Origin of the sequence: Pseudomonas sp. NFX183 (genome assembly GCF_047943075.1) — a bacterium.
Classification (GTDB): domain Bacteria; phylum Pseudomonadota; class Gammaproteobacteria; order Pseudomonadales; family Pseudomonadaceae; genus Aquipseudomonas.
Genome location: NZ_CP181333.1, coordinates 4,797,612 through 4,819,427 on the forward strand (window position 1 = coordinate 4,797,612; position 21,816 = coordinate 4,819,427).

Consider the following 21,816-nt stretch of genomic DNA (forward strand, 5'->3'; position numbering starts at 1 on the left):
GAATAATCAGCGATTGAGAATGACTTGCAGACGCTAATGACTCCCGCAGCTGGCTCACCCAGTATCCTGACAATCGAAGACGACCCTGTGCTGGGTGCTTATGTGCATGAGCATCTGGGCCGCTGTGGCTTCCAGGTGACCTGGTGCCAGAATGGCCAGCAAGGTCTGCAAATGGCCCGCGACCAGGCGTTCGACGTGGTGTTGATGGATATCCTGCTGCCCGAGATGGACGGGTTGTCGATCCTCACCCACCTGCGCCAGAGCCACGCGATCCCGGTGATCCTGATGTCGGCGCTGGGCGCAGAAGCCGACCGTATCAGTGGCTTTCGCCTCGGTGCGGACGACTACCTGCCCAAGCCATTCAGTATGATCGAGCTGCGGGTGCGCATTGAAGCCATCTTGCGCCGCGTGGCCCTGGACCGGCGCCCGCTGCCCACGCCTCTGGCGGTGCGCGAGGACAGTCGCATGTTGCGCTTTGACGATGAGCTGTGCGACGTCTTCTATCAGGCGCACTGTGCCGGGCTGACCCGCAGCGAATACCGTCTGCTGGAAACCCTGCACCGCAATGCTGACGAAGTGCTCAGCAAGGCCTTCCTCTATCAGCATGTGTTGCAGCGCGGTTATGCGCCCCACGACCGCAGTCTGGACATGCATGTCAGCCAGATTCGCCGCAAGCTCAAGACCATCGGCTACGGCGAGTGTGAAGTGCGCACGGTGTGGGGCAAGGGTTACGTACTGAGCGGCCATGATGAAGGGCGTTGAGCGGTTGCCGGGCAAGCATTCGTTATTCTGGAAACTGGCCTGCCTGCTGATCGCGTTCTGTTTGCTGATGGTTTGGCTCAGTTGGTCCTGGGGCCGCTACATGGAAGAGCAGAATGCCTACGTGGCCGAGGAGTCGCGCGAGATTCTGCGGGGTTATGCCGCAGGCGCCGAACTGGCCTGGAGTACCCAGGGCAGGGCAGGCGTGGATGCCTGGTTAGCGCTTATGGCCAGGCGTGAGGCCACGTGGATCGGTGTGATCGGCAACGACTTGCAGTCTCTGAGCAGTACGCCACTGAGCGACAAGGAAAGTCAGCGCCTGACCTTTCTGCGCGGGTTGGAGTGGCCGGTCAGCCGGCATGTCAAAGGCCTGCCGTGGATGAAAATCCCGTTTCCGGTCGACCCAGGCGCGGGTTCGCTGGTGATTGAGCTGCCCCAACGTTTCATGCCGGGGCGCTACCAGCTGTTTTGGCGCGTGGTGACCAATGGCGTGATCCCCGGCCTGTTTACGCTGTTGCTGTGTATTGGGCTTTATCGGCTTTTGATCATGCCCCTCAATCAATTGCGTGAGCAGGCCAATGCCTGGCGCGCCGATCAATTGAATACGCGCATGTCGCGCGAAGCTACCAGTCGTCAGGACGAGCTGGGCGAACTGGGCCGGGCCTTTGACCATATGTCTGAGCGCTTGCAGGGCACGGTGGTGTTGCAGCAACAACTGTTGCGGGACATGTCCCACGAGCTGCGCACTCCGTTGAGCCGTTTGCGCGTGGCCTGCGACAGTGAACAGGATTTGACGCAGTTGCGTGAGCGCCTGGGCCGGGAAATCGATGCCATGCAGCGCCTGGTGGAGGACAGCCTGCAGCTGGCCTGGTTGGACAGCGAACGCACGCCGTTGCCCAATGAAGATATTCAACTTCCGGCCCTGTGGGACATGCTGAGGGAAAACGCCTGCTTTGAAAGTGATTGGCCGGCGTCGCGTTTACCCTGCCGGTTGCCCGCGGACTGCTGGGTACAGGGCAACCTGAACGCGCTGGCTCAGGCCTTGGAAAACATCCTGCGTAACGCCATTCGGCATTCTCCCCCGCATGGGCGGGTGCAGCTTGATGGCTGTCGAGACGCTGATTACTGGCATATCTGGCTCCAGGATCAGGGCGCCGGCATTGATGAACGTGACTTGGAGCGTATTTTTGCGCCGTTCACACGCTTGGAAGGGTCACGGCCCGGTGATGGCGGTTTCGGCCTGGGCCTAAGCATCGCCCGCAATGCCGTGCAGCGTCAGGGCGGGCGTTTGTGGGCGGAAAATACCGGGCAAGGCCTGCGTGTGCATTTGCGTCTGCTGGCGCGTTAGCCTTCACGCGCGACGCTGTTTGCGCTTCTTCCACTGGTGCGCGACCCACCAACGCCAATAGCCCATGGTCAGGCAATAGGCCAGCGCGCCCAATACCAGCCCCACGACCACCGATCCCAACAGGAATGGCTGCCACAGCGTGCTCAACTGGCCGCTGATCCACTCCCAGGTGAGGTTGTCCGGCAGGCTGCGCGGCGGCACGTTCATCAGCCAGGCACCGGTCAGGTAAGTGCAGATAAACACCACCGGCATGGTGATCGGGTTGGTCAGCCACACCAGGCTGACGGCGATAGGCATATTGCCGCGCACCACAATCGCCAGGATCGCGGCCAACAACATCTGCAGCGGAATCGGGATGAATGCCGCGAACAGGCCCACCGCCATGGCACGCGCAACGGAGTGCCGGTTCAGGTGCCAGAGGTTGGGGTCATGCAGCAACGTGCCGAGAAATCGTAAAGACTTGTGTTCCCTGATACTCGTGGGATCGGGCATGTACCGTTTGAATAAGCGCCGGGGCATAAGGGGTCCAGGTCAGTTCGAGGGGCAAGTATGCCCGCATTCTATAAACAGAAAATTCAGACTTTGTGACAAAACATCATCGGCAGCGCTGGGCGAGCGACTAAGACTGAGTGGATCACTTGCAAGGGATGATTCATGAAAATCGGCATGTTTGCGCTCGGACTTGGCCTGCTTTCGTTGCGACTTTTACCCGCACTGCCGTCTACCGGATGGCTACTGGCCATGTGGGTGATTGCGTTGATGTTGTTGCCTTTTCGCACCTACCCGGTGGCCTTTTTCCTGTTCGGATTGGGCTGGGCGTGTCTGAGCGCGCAGTGGGCCTTGGACGACCGTCTGAAGCCGGCGCTGGATGGTCAGACGCGTTGGGTAGAAGGCCGCGTGACCGGGCTGCCGCAGCAGACAAGCACTGGCGTACGGTTTGAACTGACCGACAGCCGGTCACGCACAGCCCGCTTACCCAAGCGCATTCGGGTGTCCTGGCACGGTGGCCCGCCAGTAAAGAGTGGTGAGCGTTGGCGCCTGGCGATCACCTTGAAGCGGCCCGCGGGGCTGCTCAATTTTCACGGTTTTGACCACGAAGCCTGGCTGCTGGCCCAGCGCATCGGCGCCACGGGATCGGTCAAGGACGGCCAGCGCCTGGCGCCAGCCCGCAATGCCTGGCGCGATGCTGTCCGGCAGCGCTTGGCGGCGGTGGACGCCCAAGGGCGCGAGGCGGGTTTGGCGGCGCTGGTATTGGGCGATGGCTCCGGGCTGGCTGCCGGGGACTGGCAGGTATTGCAGGACACCGGAACCGTGCACCTGCTGGTGATCTCCGGCCAGCACATCGGCTTATTGGCGGGGTTGATCTACGGCCTGGTGGCCGGGCTTGCGCGCCACGGCTGTTGGCCGCGAGCCTTGCCGTGGCTGCCATGGGCGTGTGGCCTGGCGTTTGCCGCCGCGCTGGGTTACGGCCTGTTGGCTGGGTTTGGTGTGCCGGTACAACGCGCCTGTGTGATGGTCGGCCTGGTATTGCTGTGGCGTCTGCGTTTCCGGCATTTGGGGATCTGGTGGCCACTGTTGTTGGCGCTCGACGCCGTGCTGGTGCTGGAACCGTTGGCGAGTTTGCAGCCGGGGTTCTGGTTGTCGTTCGCGGCCGTCGCGGTGCTGGTACTGGCGTTCAGCGGGCGCCTGGGCCCATGGAGTCTGTGGCACGCATGGACGCGTCCACAGTGGTTGATTGCCATCGGTTTGTTTCCGCTCCTGCTGGTGCTTGGCTTGCCTGTAAGCCTGAGTGCGCCAGTGGCCAATCTGTTTGCCGTGCCATGGATCAGCCTGGTGGTATTGCCATTGGCCCTGCTGGGGACTGCGCTGCTGGCGATTCCGTTTGTGGGTGAAAGCTTGCTGTGGTTGGCCGGCGGCGCACTTGATGGGCTTTTCAGGGGGCTGACGCTGCTGGCGAGCCAGCAGCCAGCCTGGATACCGGCCGAGGTGCCCCTGGTGTATTGGTGTGTAAGCCTGGTGGGCGCGGTGTTGTTGCTGCTGCCCCAAGGCGTGCCGTTTCGGCTGCTGGGCTGGCCAATGCTGTTGCTGGCGGTCTTTCCACCCAGGCAGGCCGTGCCTTTTGGGCAGGTTGAAGTGGTGCAACTGGATGTCGGCCAGGGGCAGGCGCTGATCCTGCGCACGCGTCATCACACCTTGCTTTACGATGCGGGGCCGCGTTCCGGCGAGTTTGATCTTGGCGCGCGCGTGGTGCTGCCCGCGTTGAAAAAACTCGGGGTCGACACCCTGGACCTGCTGGTGATCAGCCATGCTCACGCGGATCACGCGGGCGGTGCGCCAGCCGTTGCCCAGGGGCTTGCAGTCCAGCGGGTGATCGGAGGAGAAACCCAAGGCTTGCCGGCATTGCTCGATACTCAACCCTGCGTCAGTGGCGAGCAGTGGGAGTGGGACGGTGTAGCGTTTGAACTGTGGCAGTGGCCTGGCGCCACTAGCAGCAACCCGAAATCCTGTGTGTTGGGTGTAAAGGCCAACGGCGAACGCCTGCTGTTGACCGGCGATATCGACCGCGCTGCCGAACGGGCTTTCCTCGCGTCCCCCCTGGCGGTACGGACCGATTGGCTGCAGGCGCCGCATCATGGCAGTCGCAGTTCTTCATCCTGGCCCTTACTGGAACAGCTGGTGCCCAAATCGGTCCTGATCTCACGGGGGCGTGGCAACGCGTTCGGTCATCCGCACCCGCAGGTGCTGGCGCGTTATCAGGCGTTGGGCAGTCGCGTGTACGACAGCGCCGAGCAAGGCGCCGTGCGTGTGCAATTGGGCGCCTTTGAACCACCTGAAGTTGCTCGCAGTCAACGCCGCTTCTGGCGTGAAGCGTTACCCTAAATCAACCTCGCCCAAGACCCAGGCCCGCGACGGGCGGGCCGGTGGCTGACGAGCCCCGCTGACGAACCTATATGGTAAAGTGGCGCACTTTTTCGAGGGGACATTCACTGTGTGGGAATTGGTCAAATCCGGCGGCTGGATGATGTTGCCGATCATCTTGAGCTCCATCGCCGCACTCGGCATCGTCGCCGAACGCCTGTGGACCCTGCGTGCCAGCCGCATCACGCCCGAGCATTTGCTGGGGCAGGTGTGGGGCTGGATCAAAAACAAACAACTGGATAAAGACAAACTCAAGGAATTGCGCGCCAACTCCCCCCTGGGTGAAATCCTGGCTGCCGGTCTTGCCAACTCCAAACATGGTCGCGAGATCATGAAAGAGTGCATTGAGGAAGCCGCCGCGCGGGTCATCCATGAGATGGAGCGCTATATCAATGCGCTGGGCACCATCGCGGCCATGGCGCCATTGCTCGGCCTGTTGGGTACGGTGTTGGGCATGATTGATATTTTCAGCTCATTCATGGGCTCAGGCATGACCACTAATGCCGCGGTATTGGCAGGCGGTATCTCCAAGGCCCTGATTACTACGGCTGCGGGCCTGATGGTCGGTATTCCCTCGGTGTTTTTCCACCGTTTCCTGCAACGCCGCATCGATGAACTCGTGGTAGGCATGGAGCAGGAAGCCATCAAACTGGTGGAAGTGGTGCAGGGCGATCGTGATGTCGATTTCGTCGAGGGCCGGGTGTGAAATTTCGCCGCAAGCAACGGGAAAACGTTGATATCAACCTCGCGTCGCTGATTGACGTGGTGTTCATCCTGCTGCTGTTCTTCGTCGTCACCACCACGTTCACCCGGCAAACCCAGCTGCGTGTCGACTTGCCGGAAGCGGTGAGCGGTTCGCCGGCCGAGGACCAGGACGCCAAGCAACTGGATATTGCCATCAGCGCCGACGGGGTGTTTTCGGTGAATAACCAATTGCTTGAGAAAAATGACCTCACCAGCCTGATGGACGCCTTGCAGAAAGAATCCGGCGGCGATACCAACATGCCACTTTCGATCAGTGCAGACGGCAAAACCCAGCATCAGGCCGTGATCACCGCGATGGATGCCGCCGGCAAGCTCGGCTTCACCCATCTGCGCATGACCACCGTAGAGGCGGCGACCCAACCCTGATGGCCATGTCCGATCGTTTGCTCAAGGCCTGGTACGAAGGCCACCCGGCACTCACGCTGCTGCGGCCGCTGGAGTCTTTGTATCGGCGTGTGGTGCAGCGCAAACGTGCGCGTTTTCTCGCGGGCGAGGGCGCGATCTACCAATCGCCGGTACCGGTGGTGGTGGTCGGTAATATCACTGTGGGCGGAACGGGCAAAACGCCGCTGATTCTGTGGCTTATCGATCACTGCCGGCGCACTGGTTTGCGGGTAGGGGTGGTCAGTCGCGGTTACGGTGCCAAACCGCCGCAGTTGCCGTGGCGGGTCGAGGCCAGCCACAGCCCTGAAGTGGCCGGTGACGAGCCGTTGCTGATCGTGCAGCGCAGCGGCGTCCCGCTGATGATTGACCCAGACCGCAGTCGCGCGGTGAAAGCGCTGCTGGCCAGCGAGCCGCTTGACCTGATTCTTTCCGACGACGGCCTGCAGCATTACCGCCTGGCCCGTGACCTTGAACTGGTGTTGATCGATGCTGCCCGTGGCCTCGGCAACCGCCGTTGCTTGCCGGCCGGACCTTTGCGCGAGCCGGTCGAGCGTCTGCAGAGCGTCGATGCGCTGCTCTATAACGGTGCCGCGTCCGATCGCGAGGATGGCTTCGCCTTCCGTCTCCAACCCACGGCACTGATCAATTTGAAAACCGGTGAGCGCCAGCCCGCCGATTATTTTCCGGTAGGCCAACAGGTCCATGCGGTCGCGGGTATTGGCAACCCGCAGCGTTTCTTCACTACCCTTGAAACGCTACACTGGCGGCCGATACCGCATGCGTTTGCCGACCACGCGCCCTACAGCGCCGACGTCTTGAATTTTACGCCGACATTGCCGTTGGTCATGACCGAAAAGGACGCGGTGAAGTGCCGCGCCTTTGCCCGTCCCGACTGGTGGTACCTTGCAGTGGATGCGCTGCCGTCACCGGCGTTTGTCGCCTGGTTCGACACGCAACTGATGCGCTTGCTGCCCGCCCGACTCTTGCCTTAAATCGCTTTTACCCAGGAAACGCTCATGGACACCAAACTGCTCGACATCCTCGCTTGCCCGATCTGCAAAGGCCCGCTCAAGCTCAGCGCCGACAAAACCGAGCTGATCAGCAAAGGCGCCGGCCTGGCGTACCCGATCCGTGATGGCATCCCGGTGATGCTGGAGAGCGAAGCCCGTACCTTGACCACCGATGAGCGTCTGGATAAATGACCACCGCCTTTACCGTTGTCATTCCTTCGCGCTATGCATCGACCCGCTTGCCGGGTAAGCCGCTGCAATTGATCGGCAACAAGCCGATGATCCAGCTGGTGTGGGAGCAGGCCTGCAAAAGCAGCGCCGAACGGGTCGTGGTGGCCACCGATGACCTACGCATCATCGAGGCCTGCAAAGGTTTTGGCGCCGAAGCGGTGTTGACCCGCGAAGACCACAACTCCGGCACCGACCGCCTGGCCGAAGTCGCCACACAGCTGGGCTTGGCGGCGGATGCAATTGTGGTCAACGTGCAGGGCGACGAGCCATTGATCCCGCCGAGCGTGATCGATCAGGTCGCCGCCAACCTGGCTGCCCATGGCGAAGCGCGCATGGCGACCCTGGCCGAGCCTATCGAAGACATCGACACCCTGTTCAACCCGAACGTGGTCAAGGTGGTCAGCGACATCAATGGGCTGGCGCTGACATTCAGCCGCTCGACCCTGCCTTGGGCGCGCGACGCGTTTGCCAGGAGCCGCGACGTCTTGCCGGAGGGCGTGCCGTACCGCCGCCACATCGGTATCTATGCCTATCGCGCCGGTTTCCTGCATGACTTTGTCAGCTGGGGCCCGTGCTGGTTGGAAAACACCGAGTCTCTGGAGCAACTGCGTGCCTTGTGGCACGGCGTGCGTATCCATGTGGGCGACGCGCTGGAAGCACCGCCGGCCGGCGTCGATACCCACGAAGACCTTGAGCGCGTCCGTCGCCTGCTGGGGGCCTGATGGAGGTTCTGTTTGTCTGCCTGGGCAACATCTGCCGTTCGCCGACCGCCGAGGGCGTATTGCGCCGTAAACTGCGCGAAGCGGGCTTGGCAGGCCAGGTCGAAGTGGCGTCTGCGGGCACCGGTGATTGGCATGTCGGCAACCCTCCGGACCAGCGTAGCCAGCGTGCGGCGTTGGTGCGCGGGTATGATCTGTCGGCTCAGCGTGCCCAACAGGTCTCGCGTGCCGACTTTGCACGTTATGACCTGATACTGGCTATGGACCACAGCAACCTGCGCAACCTCAAGGCGCTGCACCCCGGGCAGGGTAAAGCGGAGCTGGACTTGTTCCTGCGCCGTTTTGAGTCTGAAGTAGACGAGGTGCCAGACCCTTACTACGAAGGTGAACAAGGCTTTGAACGGGTTCTTGACCTGATCGAGCGCGCCTGTGATTTATTGGTAATCGAATTGAAGGGGCGGTTATGACCTTGCAGGTGCTTGCGCAGGTATCGCTCAAGCCATTCAACAGCTTTGGCATCGACGTACGCGCCCAATTGTTTGCCGAGGCCCGTAGTGACGCCGATGTCCGTGAAGCCCTGGCTTATGCGGCTGCGCACGCAGTGCCGCTGCTGGTGATCGGTGGCGGCAGCAACTTATTGCTGACCCAGGACATTCAAGCATTGGTGTTGCGCATGGCGACCCAGGGCATTCGCGTGTTGCAGGATGATGGGCAGCAGGTGGTGGTCGAAGCCGAGGCGGGCGAAGCGTGGCACCCGTTTGTACTGTGGACCCTGGAGCACGGTTTCTGCGGTCTGGAAAACCTCAGCCTGATCCCCGGCACTGTCGGGGCCGCGCCGATGCAGAACATTGGTGCCTATGGTGTAGAGATCAAGGATGTGTTTGCCGGCTTGACCGCTCTGGATCGCCAAACGGGCGATCTGCGCGATTTCAGCCTGCAAGAGTGCAACTTCGCTTACCGCGACAGCCTGTTCAAACACGAAACCGGGCGCTGGTTGATTCTGCGCGTGCGTTTTGCCTTGAGTCGCACCAGTCACCTGAAGCTCGACTACGGCCCGGTGCAGCAGCGCCTGGCCGGGCAGGGGATCACCGAGGCGACGCCCAGCGACGTCAGCCGCGCAATCTGCAGCATTCGCCGGGAAAAACTGCCGGACCCGGCCGAGCTGGGTAATGCCGGGAGCTTTTTCAAGAACCCGCTGGTGTCCCAAGCGCTGGCCGCAGAGCTACAGGCGCTTTATCCGGACCTGGTGGCTTACCCGCAGGCTGACGGGCAGATGAAACTCGCGGCCGGCTGGCTGATCGATAAGGCCGGCTGGAAGGGCTTTCGTGATGGCGATGCGGGCGTACATAAGATGCAGGCACTGGTGCTGGTCAACTATGGTGGGGCGACAGGGCACGATATTGCCGACCTGGCGCTGCGTATCCAGCAGGACATTGCTGGACGCTTCAAGGTTGAGCTGGAAATGGAACCTAATCGGTACTGAACCGTTAGAAACAAAAATGCCCCGCATCTTTCGATGCGGGGCATTTTTTATGGCGCTAGCAATCAGTCATCACGGCCCATGATGCCGAAGATCTGCAACAGGCTGATGAACAGGTTGTAGATCGATACATACAGGCTGATGGTCGCCATGATGTAGTTGCGCTCACCGCCGTGGATGATGGCGCTGGTCTGGAACAGGATGCACACAGAGGAGAACAGCACAAACCCTGCGCTGATCGCCAACTGCAGGCCGCTGATCTGGAAGAACATGCCTGCGACCACTGCTGCCAGCAACACGAAGAAGCCAGCGGTGATGAAGCCGCCCAGAAAGCTCATGTCCTTGCGGCTGATCAGCACGTAGGCCGACAGACCACCAAAGACCAGGGCCGTCATGGCAAACGCCGAGCTGACCACTTCCGCGCCGCCGGCCATGCCGAGGTAACGGTTAAGGATTGGGCCGAGGATAAAGCCCATGAAACCCGTCAAGGCAAACGCCGACACCAGACCCCAGGCCGAGTCACGCAGCTTGTTGGTCAGGAAAAACAGACCGTAGAAACCGATCAACACGACAAAGATGTTCGGGTAGCCAACGCGTATTTGCTGCGCTACATACGCCATTACGCCGCTGAATGCGAGGGTAAGGGCGAGCAAACCGTACGTATTGCGCAACACGCGGCTGACTTCAAGCTGCTCAGCCTGCGCGTTACCATTCACTGCGTAATTCTGTTCGCGCATGGCGACACTCCTTCAGTTTTGAAACGTTCAGTCGCAAAGATCATAACAGACGCTCTGTAACAAGCGATGCCGAGAGTTTGACAGTGTGTTTCATTCGGGTATTATGGCGCCCGCTGACACGGGATGGGCTACTATAATCCTGTGATGCAAAAGGGAAATTGGCAGAGTGGTTGAATGCACCGGTCTTGAAAACCGGCGAACGTTAATAGCGTTCCCAGGGTTCGAATCCCTGGTTTCCCGCCAAGATTTACACAAAAGCCTCGCAAAAGCGGGGCTTTTGCGTTTCCGGGGTTTGAGAAGAAAAGTGGCGCGAACAACAGGCGTTCCGAAACTTTCGGGCAGGTGTTCCGAAACTTCGCTTATTTAGAGGGCTTGGCGGTCGCGCCGATCCTCCTGTAAACCCTCTTCGTGATCTCCTGTTTACTGTGCCCGAGCAGTAGGCTTGCATCACCGATATCGAGGATTTCCGAGGCCGCTTTAGGCCGGATGTCACGAAACTGAAACCCGCCTATCTTCGCCGCGAGCAATGGGTCTCCCTGATCAATTGCTTTCTGTTGCGCCTTCTCACGCGCTCTGTCCCAGCGCAAGCGCAACATCCCCTTCGTCATTCTCTTACCATGCTTGTTGATCAGCAGGTATTTTGAAGAGTGGTGCGCATTCCTCTCTGTGATTTCCTTAATCAACCGCCCTAAGCTGTTTTCCCCGACCTCCGTGCGCATCGAGATCCGCAGTTTTAGGCCGGTCTTGCCCTGCGTCACCAGGAAGTAATCCCCCTCTGTATCGTCGCTGCGCATGATGATCACGTCAGCAGGTCGCTGGCCGGTCAAATAGCCCAGATCCATCGCTTCCTTGAGCTCAGGCTCTGCCATCCCGTAGACCGCATCCCATACCACCGCATTGGCGTAATAGTCGCGGGGAGTCTCCTTGTTTTTTCTGATCCCCTGACATGGGTTTTCCCGTTCGGTCAGCCCCCATTCCCGCGCCATGTTGAATACGTGGGAGAGTAGGGCGATTTCGCGGTTCGCCCTGACCTTTGCCGAGCGCGCATCGCGATAACCCGCGATGTTGGCGGGAGTTATAGAGTCGATGGGCGCGCTGTCGAAGGTGGGACGCAGCTGTTTTAGTTCGGCCAGGTTGTCTTTCTGGGTCCGCTCCCCCTTTTTTGGGATGACGTCGCGCACATATCGGTCGAAGATGCCCTTCATCGTTGTCAGATCGGCCGGCTTTTCTTTGGCCTCCAGTTCGGCCCACTTCAGGCGGGCTTTGCTCAGGTCTGTTCCAAGCGGGATCTCTTTTCCCGCTGAGTCACGGTAGTAGTAACCGATCCAGACCTTGCCATTTTTCCTTGGGCGCTTACGCCGCACCATTCCTGGCGGCAAGTCCCTGTTTTCCGTTTTCCGGGGGCGCATATCAGTTCACTCTGGAGAAATCTGGCGTCCAAGCCGGTCGCGTGGACGGCGGGATTGGATCTGCGATTGCGGCGTTAACCATGCCAAGCTTCATCCGCGCGAACATCCGGCCAACCAGCGGCCGGCCGCCGCGACTCTCGATGAAAACCCAGTTGCGATCCTGAAGCCATTTGCGCTGATCAGATCGACGCTTGTAGCCGGTAAGGTCGGCGAGTTCATCGTCCGACAGGATCTCTGCTTGCATGCCTACCTCCCGCCGCCCGCGGTGGGCCGCGCTGTCTTGATGATGTGGATGACCATGCCGCAAGTGATTAGCAGCCAGATGCAGGTGCCTACAAAGGCACCGAGGATATCTGCCGTTTCGCCATCCATGAGCAGGCAGGGGCCGATCCAAAAGAACCAGCAGGCCGTGGCTGACACGTAGAGCAGAGCGCCCAGCATCAGCAGGGTGAGTTTCGTTGCGTACATGGGGTGTCCTTGCCGCGCTGGGCGGCAGAAGGTGGGTTAGGTCGTGGCGTTCTTGATTGCGGCTCGAGCGTCGAACATGGCGTAGTACAGGCGATGGAATATCGCGCAACTCGGGTCTTCGTGATCGTCGCCGCCGTGCTCAAAGATTCCGTCGATGGTGCCGCTATAGTTGCTGGCGATCTGTTCGCACTCACCAGCAATCTGGGTCAGCGCAGAAAGTGCTTTGAGTAGGCGCTCGCCCTCCTGTGCCAGCCTTTCTATTTCATCGAGCGCCTGCTGGTGCAGGGTCATGTCTATAATCAAGGACTGCGCAGTGCAGCCCTGGAACTTCTGAATTCGTTTTTGCAGTCGGACGGCCAGCGGCCGCCCATCGAGTGCGTGACCCATAGGAATACCTCGCCCGCCGCTCACCGGCAGGCATGTAGGGGGATTGGGGTTACAGCGCCATTTCGGCCTGGGTTTCTCGCTGCCAGATCGGGGAACTGTTGTGCGACTCGATGCGATCGGCGATGACATTGGCGCGCTGGCCGGCGGTCGGAGGGGCATACATGCCGAACCTGCTGATGCCGCCGCCGTTCACGGTAGCGTTCGTTGAGTCTGCAGAGGCCAGGGGTAAATGCTGGAATATCGCCGGGTCGAGCATGCGCAGTCCGTGGAGCTTGCAGGATGGGCGGCCATGCTCATCGCAGATGGAATATATCGCCGCACCCATTCGCTTCCACCATTGGCCGGTGCCTGGACTTGACCATTGTCCCGAACTTCCGATAGCCACGGTCTGCCAGCCAGCAGCAAGGCGCTGTAGGCGATCAAGCGATTCGTGCAGGTGCCAGACAGGAACGCCCCGCAACTCCTTCGGCCATTCTGACAGGAGCGCAACATTCGCAGTCTCGTCGCCGTCAATTACATCAGGGATCAAGGCCCAATCGAAGCCAGGGTGTCGATGCCACTGCTCAACCCATCGGGTATAACCGTCGACATCCAGTGTTCCGCCCTTGGTCCAGATCGAATATGCACCGTTGTCGAACACGAATGACTGGCAGACATCTGCGACAATTCCCACGTCATCCTGACGTGGAAACGGCACCAGTGCATGACGGCCGGCCAGAAACTTTGCAGCATCCTCGCGCTTACCGCCAACCGGCGTGCCGTGGTAGTGGTTCATCCGCTGAGCCTCACCGTTTCGATTTCGACTCCCTGGTGCGTGGCGATAATGGTCTGATCGCCGCCCAAGGATTCCGCCAGGCTGTCGGCAATCTGTTCATGCCAGCCTTTGGTGATCAGCGCTGTCGTCGCCTTGATGTGCTCGACGCGAATCATGGCGCTCGAGCGCAATTCTAGCCGGTAGAGGATCGTTTCGCCGTCGGAAGGGCATACGGCTGCGAAGGTGTGTCGATAGGTATTCATGGCCTCGGCCCCTTGTAGATGAAGACGTAGGCGAACCAGAGGGTGGCGATCATGTCGTCACCTCGTCAGGTTTGTATTTGGTGAGCCGCCATTTGGTGTTGTTGCTCTGGCCGTGGTCCGACTCGACCAAGCCTTCGCGCTTCATCAGCTCCAGTTCGCGGCGGACCTGCTTGGTGGTGAATGGCTCGATGTGGAACCGAAACCACCAGGTGCAGAACCAGCTATCGCGGGATCCGCCGGCGCCGCTCATGTACGTGGTGATGCGCTGGCGCAGGCTTGATTCACTTTCTTCAGGCATGACTTTGTCCTTGCCGCTATAGCGGCTGACTGTGAAGGGGAGGGGTTAATTAATGACCATTGGTCGGATGTGCGGAACCTTCGGCGCCATACGTATCTATCCACCGGCATTGGTGTAATCTTGAGCGACACACATCTAATGAGGCCGGACCATGCGTACCCGCGGTCAGATCTACTGGAATTGGGCCGATCCTGAATTGCATTGCCGCAATCACGATGAGCGACTTCCATCTGGCATCTTGCTGAACATCCAAGTCCGACTGTCAAAGACCAATCAGACCCAGTTATTCGTTGGTATTTACGGACAGACTGGAATGATGATTTTTGAAGATAGTTTTCTTGATCGCCCTGGGCAGACGATGTCCCAGGCTCTGGTCTGGGGCTTGGATTTTGCTCGCGAGAGAGTTTCGCAGTCCGTACCCAACCTTGCTTCTCCCCCAAAAGAGCGACGTCAAAGGTCGTTCTAGCTTCGAATTCAACCGCTTATCAACTGATGTGAATCTTTCGAGCGACTGACTTGTCACTCTTTTGGATCCAAAATGAATCAGATTCGTTATGAGTCCCACTTGGATGAGCCTCTGAGGAAAGCGGGATGGAAGACGTTCGATTCAAATACCACGAGTTGCTCGTAGAACTCGATGCTGCCACTAGCAAAATGATGATGTTGGTGTCGGCTGGGCAGATGACCGGGCCTGAGTGGCTGGAGTCTGCTCAGAAGCATCATTACGCCTATGAAGCGTGGAGACATTTCCTCAGGGCTGTTCCAGCAGCTTCGGACAGTCGCCATTAGTCAGCAGGTGCTCTCCTGAAATATGCAGGTTTCGCGAGAGGAGTACGGATGTACTCCTATGCTGCTTCGGATTGTCTCTCGGCGGCGCGCCATGGATCGTTGGCCAGTGCCAGCGCGGCCATCGGCGGCGGGCTGACGCTGTTGCCACACATGTGCACCTGCTGAGTTTTGGTGAACGGCTTACCATCGGCACCGTGGCTGATGATGTAGTCGGCGGGAAAGCCCTGTGCCTTGTACAGCTCGGACGGCTTCAGCATCCGCAGGCAGATGTCGACGATCACATAGGGCGTTCCCTTGACCATCACGGTGACTATGGCCAAGCGGTCCTTGGTGGTTATCGTCGGCGCCGGCGAGTCGCATGCGCTGATGTTCTCGGTACCGTAGTAGCTGATCAGGAAGGCGGCGACGCGAAGGGCACCGGCTTCGTGCTCAGGCGATAACGTGAGCGACACCAGCGAGCTCTTGCCACCGCCGCAGGCTGTAATGGTCGGCGCCGGTTCTTCCTGGCCCTGGCCAATGCTTCCGCCGAATGCCCGCTCCATGAATGCGCTGACCAACCCGTGGTGCTGGCCGCTGGCGGTGATGGTGTGCAGTGGATCATTTACGTCCCGTGCATCGCAGTTGCCGCGCATGTGCACCAGGTTTGCTGCAACCAATGCGTGGTGTTGACCGGTGGTCACCGTCGGCACTGGCCCGGCAAGATCGCTGGGAGCATGGCCCGTGGTGTTCGTGATCAAAGTCGCGCTGACCAACTGCTGCTGGCTGCCGGTGTTTGTCACCGTGGTCATCGGTTCTTCGGTGCTCTTGGCGACCGTGGTGTTGAAGCCGCCATTCATCTGGGCCATGAACACCGTGGATATGCCCATGGCGTGGGCTGCGCCGGCCGGGCGCTGATAGTTGCCACCGCTGGTGATGGTCGGCAGTGGCTCGTCCAGCGCCTTGCTCGCGTCATCGAGGCGGAACTTCACTAGGTGCGCCGCTGCGATCGCGCGGTGGTTCTGGGTCGTGACCGTACCGGTCGGCTGGTCGACGCTCACCGGCTTACCGGAATACTCGGGGCCGCCGGCCCCGATCATCAACGGGCTGATCAGCGTCAGCTCGCCGCGGTTTGCGCAGGTCACCGTCGGTAACGGGTCGAGCGGTTCGTTGATTCGGTCGCTGCCCTGGTGCGTTGCCGGTGCGATGATCGGGCTGACCACCGAGAAGGCGCCGCCCTTCGGGTAGGAAGTGACTGTGCGCAGCGGCTCATCGGCTGACTGCACTGCCTCGCCGGACCAGTTGGCAATCGGCACAATGAACGGCTCCGCGCTATCGATGACGAATTTCTTCATGCCCTTGGCAACGCGGCGCAGGGTGGCCGGGGCCAGGTCCTTCTTGCGACCGAAGATGCTTTTGCCCAGGTCGGTGAAGTCGATGCAGTCAGCGGCCGTTTTCCACTTTTGTTGGCCCCTGGCGGGGTTCTTTGCGTGAGTCGCTTCCGGCCACACAATCGGCTGGCCGTCGCACCGGGCGATCATGAACAGGCGTTCCCGGCTGGTCGGCGCGCCGAAGTCGCAGGCCTTGATGACCTTCCACTCAACGACATAGCCCATAGCTTCGAGTAGGGCCACGAAACGGCGCCACGTCTTGCCGCGCTGTTTCGGGTCAGGGATCAGGAATTGCTGGCCCACAGGGACCACCTCACCAGGTGCGGCAATCTCGCCGCCGAGCTTGACCACGCGGCCGGTCGCCTTGTCGCGCTTGGCGATCAACCGGCCCCATTGCAGGATCTGTTTCACGTTCTCCAGGCTGATGACCCTGGGCCGCTTCATGCCTGCCCACTTGAGGCCGATCCACGACAGGCTGCGGATCTCACGTTTCCGCGGCTGGCCGGCTGAGGCCTGGGTAAAGTGCGTGCAGTCCGGTGACATGTGGAACCAGCCGACAGGCTTGCCGCCGCACTCGGTGTCAGGGTCACCCTCGAACACGTCGGTGGTGAAGTGCTGTGCGCCTGGGTGGTTCATGGTGTGCATGCTGATCGCTTGCGGGCTGTGGTTCTTCGCCACGTTCACAGCGCGGCCCAGGCCCATTTCCAAGCCGGTACCGGCACCGCCGCCGCCACAGAAGAAGTCGACAACGATCTCATCGTCCTGAGGGTTGAAGCCGAGTCCGTATTGGGTTTTGAAATCGAAGGGGTGTTTCTTCTGTTGTGCGGACATAGAGGTGCCTCGTCGCTAAACGGCTACAGTGATTTAGGGGGTTACGTTGGAGGAATGCGTGATGCTGGAAGGTCCAGACGATTCGGAGCGAATCGCTGAGTTTTACGAGTACATCCGAGTTGGCGGCGCCAGGGAGGCTTTCGCGTTACTGGTTGGCACCTTCACCTGCCTGAAAAGTGTCAGTTGCAGTACGGCTAAGCAGGGAAAAGTCCGCTCTGTTGCTGTTCGCCAAGGTGGTGCGTGGTGTTTTTCGATCATGCCGTCACGCAAGAGGCTGCTTTTTCATTGGCGGCCGCCAGTTGTTGACCGGTATCGAACTCAGATAGCGGCCACAAAGGCACTCTTCCCAGAAAGCTTCACCGACAACTCACACAAAGACGCTGAGCATTGGGCAATCAGCATTCAATCGATAGAAGACGCGATGCGATTGTTGCTCATATTGGACGTCAACTGATCATCGCCGGCTGGCGTGATTTGTTGATATGGGGTATTAGGTAGGGTCATTTTGAGCGCTATTAGGGACAAGTCATGCAGGCACCAACGGATAATCTGTATAAGTTTCTCTCGATTGTAGGGATGATATGTTTTGTCTTTTTCTTTTTTGATTTGAATAAGAGATCAGATGATCTTGAATTGAAAATTGATAGTTTGACCATTCAGCAGGTCGAGTTCTTAGCGACTCTAGACGCGATTAAGACAGATTCGAATCGTCTTTCTAAGGTTATTGCTGACCTGAATTCTGGAACGACAACACTCCAGGAGTTGGTGGGGGCTATGCCGAGCCTGGAGGCGACTAGAGATAAAATACAGTCAAGATTTGATGAGGCAAAATTAGTAAATGCAAAACTCAATGCTAATTTGGAATTGGTCAAAAGCTATTTTAACAAGCTCAAAGGTCTGGCTTATCTTTACGGATGGCTGCAGTGCGTTTCATTAATAGTTGCATTTGTTGGTATACTGTTGTGGTATTACAGAACCCAAAAATATCTAGATTTAAAGGACAAACAGTCTGTCACTTGATTGAGTGTCATCACGGAAACAATGATCGAATTTTCATACTAATTTATTTTGAGTGACCGGCATGGAGCCGGATCAAGGAGGTAGGTGTGCGTGAGTACAACTACGAAGCAGGTATTCGTGATCTTCAAATCGCGAAAGATGAAGCGGCGGTAGCGGCGGAAGACTTCTACGAGAAAAACTGGCCATTCCAGACCGACGAGATAGCCGCTCAGTACGGTGAGCTGCAGTTCATGGCGGTCACTATGCTTGCTGAGTTTGAACAGCTCATGCAACAGGGCAGCATTAAGCGTGCGCGTTAATGCTCCTCAAGGCGTGTTGCTTGTTCCGCAGTTCCGACAGTCTTCCCGATAGCGCTGAGCGTCGCTGATGAACCGGCCGCAGCCAACGCAATTGAACATTATCATTTTAGGCCTCTTCGGCTTGGCCAACTTGATTCCGGTACCGCGCAGGGCTTCCTTGATATTCACGTCGTCGCGCTCAACAAGGCGCCGGGAGCGGGCGTCGATGCAGGGTTTGGGCCAGACCACTGCGCCTGATTGACCGAGCTTACCGATCCAGGTGACGGTGTGAGCTCTCGGCACTACGACTGCCTTCGACAGGTCGCTGGTGAATACCCCGTCCTCACAAAGCCAAATCAGGTTGTTGCCGTTCCAGCACTGCGGCTTCTGGATGAAAAACTCGGCTGCGTCGGGGTGTTGTTCCAGCGCCTCGCTCAAGGTGACATTTTGGCAATCGACACCAGTGCGCGCCATGGCGTCGACGTAAGCCTTGGGCCAAGGGATGTCGGTGTCTCGGTGATCGCAAGCGCCGTCACGGGTGAACACCTGGGCCTTGGCCAAGTCGGTGACGTACCCGGAGCCACCAAAGCCCCAGAACGACAACCCGTCGCCGACGTAGGCATGACGGCGGCTGTCTTGTAGGTAGAACTGGTCGTCCATGGATTATCTCCAGTCATGCGCCTCCCTCCGGTGGCCGGTGGTGGCAATTTGGTTTGGGTTGGGGTATTACGGGTGGACCGACATGGAGCCGGATCATTCGTGAAGATGTTCGCGCTTACCGGTGTACTGGTAGTGCAGATCCTGAACTGCGAGCTGCTGCTCAATGGTGAACAGCGGGTTGCAAGCGTTGCAGTGCCCGGCGATCTTGATTGCCTGGTAATCGATTGAGATCGACGGGTAATCTCGTCGGCATTGAGGGCAACTGATTCCGTCCGCATTGCAGCAGGACATCGCATCTTCCGCTTGGTCATGATTCTCAGCGCACACCGGGCAGACGTAGAGCGTGTAAACGGCCGGCATGCAGCACTCGCGGGCCTCGTCCTCATCGTCATGGATCTCGCGGCACTCACCGCAGCGGTACAGCTCTTTGATCTCCAGTTTCAAGGCTGATACTCCAGTCAGGCGCCGCCCTCCGTCGAGAGCGCGGCGCTGCGGTTGGTGTCAGGCTGCCGCGCGCTTGAGCTGCTCGGTCAGTTGAGTGGGCAGCCCGCGCAGCGTCAGCGTGCCACCGGCTACGTCAAACTTGATTTTGTCGCCCAGCAGGTGGGCCTCGAAGCTGATCGACATACCCTCGGCCCGGCCAGTGAATCGCCGGAATTTGTTGAGCGTCTTCTTGTCCGGCGGAAGGGTCTCTGAAATCCCGTAGTCCTTGGCCTTGATGAAGTCGTAGAAGTTCTTCGGCTGGTCTTCGTCGATCAGCCCCGACAGCTCGTCGAGGGTGATTGGTTCCCCGATCTTGGCCTGGGCCATGGAATAGTTGACTAGGGTGGTCGTCTTCTCGCGGGCCTCCTCATCGACCATGTCCTCGCTCTCAACAAAGTCGCTGAAAGCCTTCAACAGCGTGCGGGTCTCGCCCGGGCCGTCGATTCCTTCCTGGCAGCCGATGAAATCGCGAAAGTACTCGTTGAACTTGCGGCCCTGCTTGCCCTTGAGGTAGGAGATGTATTGCAGCGACCGCGGGTTGTTCTGCCATTCGCTGATATTGATCCGTGCTGCCAGGCGGATGTGGTCCAGGTCCAGGCGCTTCACCGTTATCAGGTGGAGTTTTTCGGTCATGGTCACCGCTTCTGTTTCCTGCACCAGGGCGATGACCAGGTAATCGGTCATACCTTGCTGGTAATGGCAGAAGAGCGCGTGCCCACCGGTGGAAAGGTTCGATTCTTCCATCAGCTTGGTAAGGTGTTCGACCGCGGTGGTGCTGAACTCCAAGAAGGTGGAGCCGCCGGCCAGGTACTTGCTCAGCCAGCCGCTGAGGGGATATGCACCCGACTCGGCCTGAAAGAACCCCCAGGCCTTGCCAGCGGTGGCGTTGTAGTTTTCGTTGAACTGCTGCATCAGATCGTCGCGGGCCTGGCTTTCAACCTGCTCAGTTGAGGCCAGATGCAGCACCGCCGGGTTGCCGTCGGGCTTCTTGTCGATTTTGTGGATTGCGCTGTGGAGAATTGGCATTGCGGTTACCTCAGATAGGCGCCGCCCTCCGGTTACCGGATGCAGCGAGAAAGATTCTTATTTGAAGGGCGCTGCGATAAACTCAGCGCATTCTTAATAGGGAGCATCACTGCAATGGAACTGAAGTCGCCGAGCAAAAACATACGGATAGTGGGCTGCGCCGGGGCGATCGCTGGTGCAGCCATCATTGCCACCAACTCAGAAGGTTTTGTGCATACCTTTGGTGTTGGCATTCTTGCAGGGGGGCTATTTTTGCTGGTGCTTCCTTTCTTCGGTGCGAGCGGTCGCAAGTAACCGGATGCAGCAAGTAGGGTGGGTTATGCTGGTTCGATGATCTCGTCGCCCGGGTCTTTCTGGATGGCGAGCAGGCTTTTATTGCGAAATTCCCGCGCCACGTTTTGCGATATCTCGATTTCGTGGCGCGGCGGATTCAGCAGCGGCTGGCACTTCGCGGAGCCCATCGCGTGCAGGTGATGAATCATCAGCGTCATCGCCTCGCCCTGCTCAGTAATGCCTGACCACTCCATCAGGTCGGCCAGCGCTTGCCGGGTGCCTGGGCGGACCCTGAGCCTCAACTCTTCCTCGGCAAGTGCCAAACGCTTTCTGGCAGACTTCGCCGAGCGTTCTTTCTGGGGTACTGCTGCCATGGCCTACCTCTTCTATTCCGCTGGCCGGCAGTGCGAGCCAGGTTTGACGTTTGCGTTGCTGGATGCGGGCTATGCGGCGCATGAATCGACCTTCACCTGTTGCCAGGCGCCGACCGCTTCGAATATCCGTGCGGCGTGCGCCTCGTCCAGCGATATTGCTTCAGGTATGGCGATCCAGCCCGAAGCCACCATCTGGCTTTGATTCGCCTCGTCGCGCAGCTTCTTGTAGCAATGCTCGATCACGTCTTCCAGGTGGTCGGAGAGGTAAACACCATCGGGCGCCACCTCCACCGACTTGCTGTACCGGTCGCCGCGGGCGTCAATGCAGAGGGCGCTGAGGTAGATCGTCCATCGGTGGGGGATACCGCAGACGGCCTGGCCAATCTTCCCCGGCGCGATGTTCTTCAGCGACTTGTAATTGATCATGCCCTGGCGGCCGCTGGGGTCGATGTTGACCACTGCGACGTGATTGGATGCCAGCAGCGAGCGGCACGATCGGGCTATGCGTGCATGCAGGTTATGCGGTTTGCGCTTGCTCATAGTGCCACCGCGAGTTTGCGCAGCGCCTTACGTTCTGCCGCTGTGATAGACGGCTTGCGGCGCTTGAGGATGGTTTCGGGATCGATCTTGGTGGAGCGGGGCGGTGGCAGTGGTTTGCGTGGCGGGCTTGGCAACTGCGCGACTGTCCCGCCAGCGGCCAAGAACTCCGCCGTGCGCTCCGATATTGAGTAGGCGTCCTGGCGGTGCTGCTCAAACAGGTTGAGGTGGTTGCTGACGTACATGG

Annotated in this window: 31 protein-coding genes and 1 tRNA gene; 16 read left to right on the forward strand and 16 right to left on the reverse strand. The window is 59.3% G+C overall.

Annotation, left to right across the window (positions count from 1 at the left end; genetic code table 11):
• Positions 1 to 36 precede the first annotated feature (36 nt).
• On the forward strand, positions 37 to 762 hold the full coding sequence (locus ACM530_RS22430) for a response regulator transcription factor (protein WP_416363185.1): 726 nt from the start codon (positions 37 to 39) through the stop codon (positions 760 to 762).
• Positions 749 to 2,107 carry a histidine kinase sensor domain-containing protein gene (locus ACM530_RS22435; RefSeq protein ID WP_369303059.1) on the forward strand — a complete coding sequence of 453 codons (1,359 nt, stop codon included), beginning with the start codon at positions 749 to 751 and terminating at the stop codon, positions 2,105 to 2,107. Before ACM530_RS22430 ends, ACM530_RS22435 begins: the two co-directional genes overlap by 14 nt.
• Positions 2,108 to 2,110: 3 nt before the next feature.
• On the opposite strand, the gene ACM530_RS22440 is transcribed toward ACM530_RS22435, so the two are convergent.
• A complete protein-coding gene (locus ACM530_RS22440) occupies positions 2,111 to 2,626 on the reverse strand; it encodes a DUF2062 domain-containing protein (protein ID WP_145164745.1) in 516 nt (171 codons plus the stop codon).
• A gap of 135 nt (positions 2,627 to 2,761) precedes the next feature.
• On the opposite strand from ACM530_RS22440, the gene ACM530_RS22445 reads away from it, so the two are divergent.
• From ACM530_RS22445 to murB, 8 genes are all read left to right on the forward strand, one after another.
• Entirely contained in the window at positions 2,762 to 4,987 is a 2,226-nt protein-coding gene (locus ACM530_RS22445; protein ID WP_416363186.1) for a DNA internalization-related competence protein ComEC/Rec2, read from the forward strand.
• Positions 4,988 to 5,096: 109 nt separating this feature from the next.
• Positions 5,097 to 5,732 (forward strand): MotA/TolQ/ExbB proton channel family protein, encoded by a 636-nt coding sequence (locus tag ACM530_RS22450; RefSeq protein ID WP_106579832.1) that lies wholly within the window; start codon positions 5,097 to 5,099, stop codon positions 5,730 to 5,732.
• Positions 5,729 to 6,157, forward strand: a complete 429-nt coding sequence (locus tag ACM530_RS22455; RefSeq protein WP_416363187.1) for an ExbD/TolR family protein — start codon at positions 5,729 to 5,731, stop codon at positions 6,155 to 6,157. The genes ACM530_RS22450 and ACM530_RS22455 overlap by 4 nt, the downstream gene beginning before the upstream one ends.
• Positions 6,157 to 7,167: a tetraacyldisaccharide 4'-kinase gene (gene lpxK, locus ACM530_RS22460; protein ID WP_416363188.1), complete on the forward strand. Its 1,011-nt coding sequence runs from the start codon at positions 6,157 to 6,159 to the stop codon at positions 7,165 to 7,167. The genes ACM530_RS22455 and lpxK overlap by 1 nt, the downstream gene beginning before the upstream one ends.
• Before the next feature lie 24 nt (positions 7,168 to 7,191).
• Entirely contained in the window at positions 7,192 to 7,377 is a 186-nt protein-coding gene (locus ACM530_RS22465) for a Trm112 family protein (RefSeq protein ID WP_003174668.1), read from the forward strand.
• Positions 7,374 to 8,138: a 3-deoxy-manno-octulosonate cytidylyltransferase gene (kdsB, locus tag ACM530_RS22470; RefSeq protein WP_416363189.1), complete on the forward strand. Its 765-nt coding sequence runs from the start codon at positions 7,374 to 7,376 to the stop codon at positions 8,136 to 8,138. The genes ACM530_RS22465 and kdsB overlap by 4 nt, the downstream gene beginning before the upstream one ends.
• Positions 8,138 to 8,602 carry a low molecular weight protein-tyrosine-phosphatase gene (locus ACM530_RS22475; RefSeq protein WP_242199496.1) on the forward strand — a complete coding sequence of 155 codons (465 nt, stop codon included), beginning with the start codon at positions 8,138 to 8,140 and terminating at the stop codon, positions 8,600 to 8,602. Before kdsB ends, ACM530_RS22475 begins: the two co-directional genes overlap by 1 nt.
• A complete protein-coding gene (gene murB / locus ACM530_RS22480) occupies positions 8,599 to 9,618 on the forward strand; it encodes a UDP-N-acetylmuramate dehydrogenase (RefSeq protein ID WP_416363190.1) in 1,020 nt (339 codons plus the stop codon). Before ACM530_RS22475 ends, murB begins: the two co-directional genes overlap by 4 nt.
• Positions 9,619 to 9,680: 62 nt before the next feature.
• Here murB and ACM530_RS22485 read toward each other — a convergent pair whose 3' ends face one another.
• Positions 9,681 to 10,352, reverse strand: coding sequence for a Bax inhibitor-1/YccA family protein (locus ACM530_RS22485; protein ID WP_416363191.1), 672 nt, complete (start codon positions 10,350 to 10,352; stop codon positions 9,681 to 9,683).
• A 152-nt stretch (positions 10,353 to 10,504) separates the two neighbouring features.
• Between ACM530_RS22485 and ACM530_RS22490 the strand changes: the two genes are divergently transcribed.
• A tRNA-Ser gene (locus ACM530_RS22490) sits at positions 10,505 to 10,595 on the forward strand.
• A gap of 116 nt (positions 10,596 to 10,711) precedes the next feature.
• Here the strand turns inward: ACM530_RS22490 and ACM530_RS22495 are convergent.
• The 7 genes from ACM530_RS22495 to ACM530_RS22525 are packed head-to-tail and all read right to left on the reverse strand — an operon-like array spanning position 10,712 to position 13,931.
• Complete coding sequence (locus tag ACM530_RS22495) at positions 10,712 to 11,761, reverse strand: tyrosine-type recombinase/integrase (RefSeq protein ID WP_242199501.1); 1,050 nt, start codon at positions 11,759 to 11,761, stop codon at positions 10,712 to 10,714.
• 1 nt (position 11,762) lies between these two features.
• Entirely contained in the window at positions 11,763 to 12,005 is a 243-nt protein-coding gene (locus tag ACM530_RS22500; RefSeq protein WP_242199503.1) for a DUF4224 domain-containing protein, read from the reverse strand.
• 2 nt (positions 12,006 to 12,007) lie between these two features.
• Positions 12,008 to 12,229: a hypothetical protein gene (locus tag ACM530_RS22505; RefSeq protein ID WP_242199505.1), complete on the reverse strand. Its 222-nt coding sequence runs from the start codon at positions 12,227 to 12,229 to the stop codon at positions 12,008 to 12,010.
• A gap of 36 nt (positions 12,230 to 12,265) precedes the next feature.
• Positions 12,266 to 12,616 (reverse strand): hypothetical protein, encoded by a 351-nt coding sequence (locus ACM530_RS22510; RefSeq protein ID WP_242199507.1) that lies wholly within the window; start codon positions 12,614 to 12,616, stop codon positions 12,266 to 12,268.
• A gap of 49 nt (positions 12,617 to 12,665) precedes the next feature.
• Positions 12,666 to 13,391 (reverse strand): hypothetical protein, encoded by a 726-nt coding sequence (locus tag ACM530_RS22515; RefSeq protein WP_416363192.1) that lies wholly within the window; start codon positions 13,389 to 13,391, stop codon positions 12,666 to 12,668.
• The gene (locus ACM530_RS22520; RefSeq protein ID WP_169918285.1) at positions 13,388 to 13,633 is read right to left on the reverse strand and encodes a hypothetical protein; all 246 of its coding nucleotides are present in this window, start codon (positions 13,631 to 13,633) and stop codon (positions 13,388 to 13,390) included. Before ACM530_RS22520 ends, ACM530_RS22515 begins: the two co-directional genes overlap by 4 nt.
• Before the next feature lie 49 nt (positions 13,634 to 13,682).
• A complete protein-coding gene (locus ACM530_RS22525) occupies positions 13,683 to 13,931 on the reverse strand; it encodes a hypothetical protein (RefSeq protein ID WP_416363193.1) in 249 nt (82 codons plus the stop codon).
• A 151-nt stretch (positions 13,932 to 14,082) separates the two neighbouring features.
• Here ACM530_RS22525 and ACM530_RS22530 point away from each other — a divergent pair, with 151 nt between their 5' ends.
• Positions 14,083 to 14,397, forward strand: a complete 315-nt coding sequence (locus ACM530_RS22530; protein WP_242199513.1) for a hypothetical protein — start codon at positions 14,083 to 14,085, stop codon at positions 14,395 to 14,397.
• Positions 14,398 to 14,776: 379 nt separating this feature from the next.
• Here ACM530_RS22530 and ACM530_RS22535 read toward each other — a convergent pair whose 3' ends face one another.
• Positions 14,777 to 16,918, reverse strand: a complete 2,142-nt coding sequence (locus ACM530_RS22535; RefSeq protein ID WP_242199517.1) for a DNA cytosine methyltransferase — start codon at positions 16,916 to 16,918, stop codon at positions 14,777 to 14,779.
• Between the two features lie 61 nt (positions 16,919 to 16,979).
• Here ACM530_RS22535 and ACM530_RS22540 point away from each other — a divergent pair, with 61 nt between their 5' ends.
• From ACM530_RS22540 to ACM530_RS22550, 3 genes are all read left to right on the forward strand, one after another.
• Positions 16,980 to 17,372, forward strand: coding sequence for a hypothetical protein (locus ACM530_RS22540; RefSeq protein ID WP_242199519.1), 393 nt, complete (start codon positions 16,980 to 16,982; stop codon positions 17,370 to 17,372).
• Between the two features lie 74 nt (positions 17,373 to 17,446).
• A complete protein-coding gene (locus ACM530_RS22545; protein WP_416363194.1) occupies positions 17,447 to 17,938 on the forward strand; it encodes a hypothetical protein in 492 nt (163 codons plus the stop codon).
• An 86-nt stretch (positions 17,939 to 18,024) separates the two neighbouring features.
• Positions 18,025 to 18,237: a hypothetical protein gene (locus ACM530_RS22550; protein WP_416363195.1), complete on the forward strand. Its 213-nt coding sequence runs from the start codon at positions 18,025 to 18,027 to the stop codon at positions 18,235 to 18,237.
• A gap of 6 nt (positions 18,238 to 18,243) precedes the next feature.
• On the opposite strand, the gene ACM530_RS22555 is transcribed toward ACM530_RS22550, so the two are convergent.
• From ACM530_RS22555 to yejK, 3 genes are all read right to left on the reverse strand, one after another.
• The gene (locus tag ACM530_RS22555; RefSeq protein WP_416363196.1) at positions 18,244 to 18,876 is read right to left on the reverse strand and encodes a hypothetical protein; all 633 of its coding nucleotides are present in this window, start codon (positions 18,874 to 18,876) and stop codon (positions 18,244 to 18,246) included.
• A 93-nt stretch (positions 18,877 to 18,969) separates the two neighbouring features.
• Positions 18,970 to 19,320, reverse strand: a complete 351-nt coding sequence (locus ACM530_RS22560; RefSeq protein WP_416363197.1) for a hypothetical protein — start codon at positions 19,318 to 19,320, stop codon at positions 18,970 to 18,972.
• Positions 19,321 to 19,377: 57 nt separating this feature from the next.
• Positions 19,378 to 20,385: a nucleoid-associated protein YejK gene (gene yejK, locus ACM530_RS22565; protein WP_416363198.1), complete on the reverse strand. Its 1,008-nt coding sequence runs from the start codon at positions 20,383 to 20,385 to the stop codon at positions 19,378 to 19,380.
• Between the two features lie 114 nt (positions 20,386 to 20,499).
• On the opposite strand from yejK, the gene ACM530_RS22570 reads away from it, so the two are divergent.
• Complete coding sequence (locus ACM530_RS22570) at positions 20,500 to 20,679, forward strand: hypothetical protein (protein ID WP_416363199.1); 180 nt, start codon at positions 20,500 to 20,502, stop codon at positions 20,677 to 20,679.
• Positions 20,680 to 20,702: 23 nt separating this feature from the next.
• Here the strand turns inward: ACM530_RS22570 and ACM530_RS22575 are convergent, their stop codons facing one another.
• From ACM530_RS22575 to ACM530_RS22585, 3 genes are all read right to left on the reverse strand, one after another.
• Positions 20,703 to 21,032, reverse strand: coding sequence for a hypothetical protein (locus tag ACM530_RS22575; protein WP_416363200.1), 330 nt, complete (start codon positions 21,030 to 21,032; stop codon positions 20,703 to 20,705).
• A gap of 69 nt (positions 21,033 to 21,101) precedes the next feature.
• Positions 21,102 to 21,572: a hypothetical protein gene (locus ACM530_RS22580; RefSeq protein WP_416363201.1), complete on the reverse strand. Its 471-nt coding sequence runs from the start codon at positions 21,570 to 21,572 to the stop codon at positions 21,102 to 21,104.
• Positions 21,569 to 21,814 carry a hypothetical protein gene (locus tag ACM530_RS22585; RefSeq protein WP_416363202.1) on the reverse strand — a complete coding sequence of 82 codons (246 nt, stop codon included), beginning with the start codon at positions 21,812 to 21,814 and terminating at the stop codon, positions 21,569 to 21,571. Before ACM530_RS22585 ends, ACM530_RS22580 begins: the two co-directional genes overlap by 4 nt.
• Between the last annotated feature and the right edge of the window lie 2 nt (positions 21,815 to 21,816).